Below are 7163 nucleotides of genomic sequence, written 5' to 3'. Positions count from 1 at the left end.
TTTTCCACTCAAGTAAAGTATAAGATTCTTCAGGAAGAACTATCCGGACTTCGTTTTCTTTCAGTGCTTTATCTTTATTCCTGCCAAATATTTTACCGAACATAAAACTCCTCCTAGAACATAACGCTTTCTATACGGCTCTAAGCCATCTTTCAGGCACGCTACCGCCTTCTTTCATGCAAAAGAAAGTATGCATGCTAGCACTTATCTGCATGAAACAAATAGAAAATCAGTATGAATCTGTGTGCTCAACCACGCAATTAGACTGCGCAGGCGTGCCTAATTCGTTTAAGCACGCTAATTTAATAAGACTGTATAAATAACCAGTTAAAATTAAACAATGAAAAGTCAGTTTTTACTCAGCGTGAAAGAGCATATGATCTCACGTCACTATGCCAAGAAGACCATAGAAGCCTACCTATTTTGGATAAAGCGATACATACATTTCCACCAGCTAGCCCACCCTTCGAAACTTTCTGAAGATGATGTTGAAGGCTTTCTTAGCCACCTCGCGATTGAAGAAAAAGTGGCAGTAAAAACGCAGGCTCTCGCATTAAATGCTATCTCTTTTTTATACCGTGAATACTTTCAAATGCCACTTTCATTAAACATGCGATTTCAAAAGTCAGTGGCTGAAATGAAATTGCCAGTGGTGTTAACAAGGAATGAAGTACGCCGCTTTGTTCGACATATTGATCCACGATATAAACTCCATATTCAATTGTTATATGGTTCAGGGCTTCGAGTCATGGAATGTCTCCGATTGCGGATTCAAGATATCGATTACGATTATGGAGCAATCAGAGTTTGGCAAGGAAAGGGGGGCAAGAACCGGACAGTGACACTGGCAAAAGAGTTACATGAACCATTAAAAGCACAAGTAAACTTAGCAAGAGATTATTACCAAAAAGATCGTCATGTGGCAGGTTATGCGGGTGTAAATATAGCCGATGGCTTAAGTCGAAAATATCCTGGAGCCGAGCTAGATTTTAATTGGCACTTCCTCTTCCCTTCCACCAAGTTAAATGTCGACAACGAAACAGGAGAGCTTAGGCGTCACCATATCAATGAAAGCGCGATACAAAGAGCAGTGAAGCGAGCCGCAAAAGATGCAAGCATAGAAAAGTCAGTCACTTGCCACACGCTCAGACACAGCTTTGCGACGCACTTACTCGAGTCCGGTGCAGATATACGCACGGTTCAGGAACAGCTTGGGCATTCCGATGTAAAAACCACACAAATATACACGCATGTAATCGAGCGAGGTGCTGGCGGCGTATTGAGCCCTTTATCGAGCCTATAAAAAACAAAAGCCATCGAGTAAAACATCGGTGGCTTTAGCCATTTATGTGCAAAAGTCGTGCTAGTGGCGCTCTCCTAGCTTGACGTTTCCTTTGGAGTCAAACCACAGAGCTTGAGCGCGGCGACGACCAATCAAAATCGGACCATCGTCGTAGAACAAGAAATTCTTCCAGTGTTTTTTAAACGTTGACCACTTCGTCTCAATCACGTTGTATTTCTCATAGCAAAAGTACACGGTTACATCATCTTGCCAGTCAATAAACGTCGCCACTTCTTCTGGAAGTTCAGGTTCATCAGCTTCCCAAGCAGCCATCCAATCGACTTCTTGTGACCAGTTAGACTCTTTCATTGGCCAGTCTGATGAGCTCAAACGATCTGCATCAGGGCTTTGCGCACTGATGTTCTCTTTCCAGAACTGCGCGGCGCGAGCTTGACTCATTGGCTTGATAAACTCTAGGTCTTCTTCCGGCACTGGCATTGACTGGTGAGTAAAAATCCATTTTCTTTGGTATTCATCCAAAGGCAAATAAGACATTCAGTCTCCTTTCTTACGACTTCAACCAACCGTACTCGGTGGCATCTTCAATCAGTTCTTTAGCCTTGTCCCATAATGTGACAGAGCCAAATTCAATTCTTTTATTGATGGTTAACGCTTGCTCTCGCGTCACCCCATTTTCTTTCCAACTTTGACCATCATTGTGGTAGTTGAGCAACATTGGAATAAGGCGGTCTAACGCCTTAGCGTATTTAGCATCATTACTTTGCGCGGCTTCAAATTCATGCCACAGAGCGAGCAGTTCTTCACCTTGATCGCTTGGTAACATACCAAACAAACGCTGAGCCGCTCTGAACTCTTTCTCTTCTTGCTCTTTAGACGCTGCAACATCATAAACAAAGGTATCGCCCGCGTCGATCTCTACCACATCATGAATAAGCAGCATTTTCATCACACGCGCAATATCAACTGGAGCATTAGCGTGCTCTTGCATTAAAACAGCCATTAGCGCAACGTGCCAGCTGTGCTCACCGCTATTTTCCAGACGTCCATCAGCGCTTTTTACTCGAGTGCGTCGAAGTACGCTTTTCAGTTGGTCTAGTTCTATCAAAAGCGCTAACTGCTTTTCCAGCCTTTCCATCTATCGAGCCTCTGCATTCCAATTCGGGTTAGTCAGCGATGTCAGCACATGATCTTGCCACTCACCGTTGATCAACAAATAATCCTTTGCGTAACCTTCTCTTTCAAATCCGACATGTTGCAAAACAGCTTCACTTCGCGTGTTATGCGGCATGTAGCCAGCTTGAATGCGATGTAACTTTTGTACATCAAACATATAGTCGCATGCCATTTTCAACGCGCGGCGCATATAGCCATTTCCTTGCGCATCTTCAGCAAGAGAGTAACCCACATTACAGGCATAAAATGGGAAACGGGTCAGGTTACTGAAAGAGAGCGTCCCGAGCATTTTACCTGATTCAGCGTGAACGAGTAGGCAGTAGTAGCCCAACCCCAATCTATGCAGCTCGTTCAGTTTTATCAACTTTTGTAGCCAGCCGTTGACAGAGTAAAATGCCTCTTCACGTTTTGGTTCAAAAGGCGCTAAATACTCTCGGTTTGTCTGAAAATACGCCGCAATCATATCGGCATCACCAATTTCTGCGGTACGTAGAAGCAAGTCGCCGTCCAACTTGTGAACGGCGATTGAGGAGCTTTTATCTTCCATTACGAATGACAACTTCCATTTAATTTCGGATTAATTTTCGGATAGCCCAGTTTGTACGAATACCCTAGCTTTTACGAATACCATAATCACGCAACTTGTTCGCGATAGAGGTATGAGAGACATTCAATCGCTTGGCAAGCTTACGGCTTGATGGGAAAGATTGATACAAACGCTCTAAAATCTGCGATTCGTAATCACGCATGATCTCATCCAATGATCCATCAAGGTTCAAGGTTGCGCTACCTCCGCCCATTGCTTGCGGTTGAGGCAGATTAAAGTTATCCGCTTTTAGCAAATGACCTTCCATCTCAGTCAGCGCGCGAAGCACCATGTTATCTAACTGACGCATGTTACCGGGCCACTGGTAATTTGCTAACGCATCAACAAGTTCATCATCGAGTTCTGGTTTATCGATACCAAGCTGCTGAGCATGTTTTGTGACAAACAAATCCAGCAATGGTGCAACATCGTTCGAGCGTTTACGCAGCGGCGGGATGTTCAACGTTAGAACGTTGAGACGATAATACAAATCTTCACGGAACTTACCTGCTTCGGCAAGTTCGGCTAGGTTGTGCTTGGTTGAGGCAATAATACGCACATCAACATGCATCTCATCTTCTGCACCAACACGACGGAAGTTTCCATCTTGTAAAAAGCGAAGTAGTTTGATTTGCAAGTGCGCACTCATCTCGCCTATCTCATCGAGAAAAACGGTGCCGCCGTTGGCTTGCTCAAAAATACCTTTATGCCCTTGCTCATGATTAAACGAGCCAGGTGCATGACCAAATAACTCGGTCTCCGCAACATCGTCCGGCATCGACGCACAACTCAGCACCATAAATGGCTTGCTCGCGCGTCCAGATCGGCTATGACATGCTTTTGCCAGCATTTCTTTGCCAGTACCAGTTTCACCCTCAATCAATAGGGGTTGGTCAAGCACTGACAGTTTTTTCGCTTGGTTCATCAACGCCTTATGGCGATTCGATAAACCAACAAAATGCTCGAATCCTAACTGGTTATGCAATGGCAGAGTTTCTTCTATCTGCACACCTTGCTGGCTAGAGCGAATAGTCATCAACGTACTAGCAAGAGTTGAGTTTTGCGCTTCGTCTTTAATGTAGACAGGCATCAACTCAAGAATGTAGTCCAAACCATCAATCACTAAGCTTTCACGAGTGCGGGCATTAACGCCTTCCGACCAACGAGAAAAACGAACACTCGGTAACAAAACTCCGATTTGAGTGCCAATCACATCTTGTTTGTGCTGACCAAGTAGAGACAATGCTGACATGTTCGCCATATCTACCGCACCTTTGAGGTCGATGGCAAAGACAGGATCTGGAAGATTATCTACCAAAGAGAGCAACTCAGTATTGTGGCGCTCCATTGGCATAAATTGGATTTTACGTACGTCTTTGACCCCCGGTATACGGCGGATTTCTGCCATTAGTTCGCTAAAGGTATCAAAATCAATATCAGGGCAGTTTAGGTAAATGATGCCACTAATATCAATTTCGATACCACGTAAATCGATGCTTTTAGACGCTAAAATATCGAGCAGTTCTCGGGTAAGACCGAGTCTATCTTCACAAAAGACTTCAAGACGCACTGAAAATATCCCAAATCACAACTGTCAGGAAAAGTTGACAGTAGTTTCTACCAAGCTTGGAATGGCGTCAAGTAATCCTCACCGTCAAAGGTGACATTGATTACGGTTTCATCGTGATTGATGCAACTTTCGCCACCACTTCTTTGCGAATCGCACCTAGTTTCACCTGACGCTCCGGATACCAAGGTAATGGACGAAGCAGTGCCATCGATTTGAGCCCTAGGCGCGCAGTCAAAATACCCACACCCAAACCCTGCCCTGCTCGCGCAGAGACTTTTCCAGCTAAATCCATCGACATCAGATCCATACTGGCATCAATCGCGAGCTCACTGGCACCTGCTGCTGCCATGTTAACGAACACTGCACGTAGCAGTTTGATGCGTGAAGCATACCCCAGCTCAACGCCATACACCTTCGAAAGATTATCGATCATTTTGAAGTTACGCCATGCCACCAGCAACATATCAGCGGCTGCTAATGGGCTCACAGCCACCAACGCGGCAGATTCAGTTGCATGTTGCGAAACAATTTTGGTTGCGAGCTTATCTTGCTGACTCACGACCATGGAATCATACATGTCTAGAATTTCGGCATCACTATGAGCTGGGTTTACGCTGTTTTTCCAACGATCAAACCCCGGGTTTTCTGCCAACACGCCGCTTTGCTCCGCCACTTTTTCACAAAAGGCTTTGCCCTTACCGACGCTTTGGCTATCAATAAGCCCTTCGCTTTCTTCCTGCACACTAAAATGATTGCGAAGTTTACGCAGCTTCCATAGCTCTTTGCCTAGTGCACCCAAACCAAAAGAAGCGATAGTGGTGATAAAGCCAGCCCAGCCAAGAGCAAGCCAATCAGCAGTTTGTACTGCGGTAACGACAGAATCGACCGCCTGCCAACCAACTAAACCGGCAAAGGTTGCAAAGAGCCCCGTTGTCAGCCATTTGCGACCCACTCTCGGGCGAATGACATGTTCAAGCTGTAACTCTTGTTCTGTTTCATCCTGTTGCTCTTCAATCGCCACAGGTACGAAGGTTTCTTTTTCTGAAAACGTCTTTTGAGCCGTCAACTCAGGAGAAACACTCTCTTGATCACTTTGCATCACTTTTTCTGAGAAGACTTGTTTTTGTTTTAGTTCACTCATTTCAATTTGTCTCCCAATAGGTATTCCAATGCTTTGTCTAGGCGAATGTGTTTCATCGGCTCATCCGTTTCTGAAGGCATTGGACGGAAAGAAGTAAAATCAAAGCCACTGTTTTGCCAATAGGCGGTATTCGGCAGCTTCTTAGGGACTTCTCCCGGGAACATCGTCATTGGCTCCCCTTTTAACGTCGTGCCTTGCAGCGCGGGGACGGTTTTATCTCCGGAGGCAATAAAGCCTGACATGGTCGCTTGAATCGACGCAATGCTCATGCAGCTCATTTCAATATTCTCGTACGCTGCGGTTTGCCATGCTGGGTGGACCATTTGCTGTAACAATGACACTAAGTGAGGGTGCTGATCTGGGGTCACGTGATCCGCTTTCGTCGCAGCAAACAGAACTCTGTCGATCTTTGGTGAGAACAAACGACGCAAGAAGCTACTGCGCCCATACCGGAAGCTATGCATGATCTGTTCAAGCGCTTGGCGCATATCATAAAAAGCTTCATCACCCGCGTTAAGTGGCTGCAAGCAGTCGACCAGTACGATCTGTCGATCGAAAGTAGCAAAATGATGTTTGTAAAACGCTTTGACGACCTTTTGCTGGTATTCATGGTAACGCGCTTCTAGCATCGAGAGGTTGCTGCCTTTAGAAGGCTTAACCCCTTCCTCAACTCGACACGGGAAAAACTGCAGCACTGGCGCACCAGCAAGTTCACCCGGTAAAACAAATCGACCAGGTTGCACCCAGTGTAGCCCTGAGTCTTTACAAGCATGCAAATAATCTGTGTATGCGTTAGCAACCTGCTCAAGCTGTTTTTCACTGGCTTCTGCATTCAAATCCACAGAATCAAGCGCCTCTAACCAAGGGTTGGCAAGCTCAAGACGCTGACCTTTTAGCGCATCAAACTGGGTACGAGACCAGCTTGCAAAATCCATATCAAGCAAAGGTAAATCAAGAAGCCACTCACCCGGATAGTCAATGATATCGACGTTCAATACCGCGGTTTTGCTCAGCAGCTTTTTAGTGGTTTTGTTCGGTTTATATTTGAGTGCAAGACGAATTTCGCTCACGTCACGAGTCGGCACCGGCCATTGGGGAGGTGTAGCATGAATTTGACTCATTGCTTCGTCATAGGCAAAACGTGGCACCATCATGTTCGTTTGTGGTTCACGTTTAGCCCCAATCAGGCGCTTATCACGGGCCGCATTAAGCAGTGGCAAATTATCGTGTGTCGCAGTGTGCAGCAGTTGATTGACTAAAGAAGTAATAAAGGCGGTTTTCCCCGCTCGAGATAACCCCGTCACGGCGATTCGGACATTGGCGTCCATACCACGGCTGATAAAGTCATTCACTTCTTGCGTTATTCTTTTCATACTTTTTATTTATCTCA

7 protein-coding genes are annotated in these 7163 nt (G+C 45.6%); 1 reads left to right on the top strand and 6 read right to left on the bottom strand.

Translation table 11 applies throughout. The annotated features are described in order from the left end of the window. Positions 1-340: 340 nt before the first annotated feature. Entirely contained in the window at positions 341-1303 is a 963-nt protein-coding gene (locus tag ABMY42_RS08765; protein ID WP_050907568.1) for an integron integrase, read from the top strand. Positions 1304-1363: 60 nt separating this feature from the next. On the opposite strand, the gene ABMY42_RS08760 is transcribed toward ABMY42_RS08765, so the two are convergent. From ABMY42_RS08760 to ABMY42_RS08735, 6 genes are all read right to left on the bottom strand, one after another. Further along, entirely contained in the window at positions 1364-1837 is a 474-nt protein-coding gene (locus ABMY42_RS08760; protein ID WP_005445216.1) for a DUF2947 domain-containing protein, read from the bottom strand. 13 nt (positions 1838-1850) lie between these two features. Continuing rightward, on the bottom strand, positions 1851-2438 hold the full coding sequence (locus tag ABMY42_RS08755; protein ID WP_349266208.1) for an HD domain-containing protein: 588 nt from the start codon (positions 2436-2438) through the stop codon (positions 1851-1853). Next, entirely contained in the window at positions 2439-3023 is a 585-nt protein-coding gene (gene rimJ / locus ABMY42_RS08750) for a ribosomal protein S5-alanine N-acetyltransferase (protein ID WP_005445212.1), read from the bottom strand. A gap of 64 nt (positions 3024-3087) precedes the next feature. Beyond that, positions 3088-4632 (bottom strand): transcriptional regulator TyrR, encoded by a 1545-nt coding sequence (tyrR, locus tag ABMY42_RS08745; RefSeq protein WP_009698366.1) that lies wholly within the window; start codon positions 4630-4632, stop codon positions 3088-3090. Positions 4633-4732: 100 nt separating this feature from the next. Continuing rightward, positions 4733-5773 carry a TIGR01620 family protein gene (locus tag ABMY42_RS08740; RefSeq protein ID WP_038899422.1) on the bottom strand — a complete coding sequence of 347 codons (1041 nt, stop codon included), beginning with the start codon at positions 5771-5773 and terminating at the stop codon, positions 4733-4735. Continuing rightward, complete coding sequence (locus ABMY42_RS08735) at positions 5770-7146, bottom strand: YcjX family protein (RefSeq protein ID WP_050902888.1); 1377 nt, start codon at positions 7144-7146, stop codon at positions 5770-5772. Before ABMY42_RS08735 ends, ABMY42_RS08740 begins: the two co-directional genes overlap by 4 nt. Between the last annotated feature and the right edge of the window lie 17 nt (positions 7147-7163).

It is taken from the genome of Vibrio sp. SSH13-20, assembly GCF_040104475.1.
In the GTDB taxonomy this organism is placed as follows: Bacteria; Pseudomonadota; Gammaproteobacteria; order Enterobacterales; family Vibrionaceae; genus Vibrio; species Vibrio harveyi.
This window is presented reverse-complemented; position numbering and strand designations above follow the sequence as displayed.

Coding starts and splice junctions, on each gene's coding strand:
- ABMY42_RS08765 (WP_050907568.1), top strand. CDS start 341: ATGAAAAGTCAGTTTTTACTCAGCGTGAAAGAGCATATGATCTCACGT.
- ABMY42_RS08760 (WP_005445216.1), bottom strand. CDS start 1,837: ATGTCTTATTTGCCTTTGGATGAATACCAAAGAAAATGGATTTTTACT.
- ABMY42_RS08755 (WP_349266208.1), bottom strand. CDS start 2,438: ATGGAAAGGCTGGAAAAGCAGTTAGCGCTTTTGATAGAACTAGACCAA.
- rimJ (WP_005445212.1), bottom strand. CDS start 3,023: ATGGAAGATAAAAGCTCCTCAATCGCCGTTCACAAGTTGGACGGCGAC.
- ABMY42_RS08740 (WP_038899422.1), bottom strand. CDS start 5,773: ATGAGTGAACTAAAACAAAAACAAGTCTTCTCAGAAAAAGTGATGCAA.
- ABMY42_RS08735 (WP_050902888.1), bottom strand. CDS start 7,146: ATGAAAAGAATAACGCAAGAAGTGAATGACTTTATCAGCCGTGGTATG.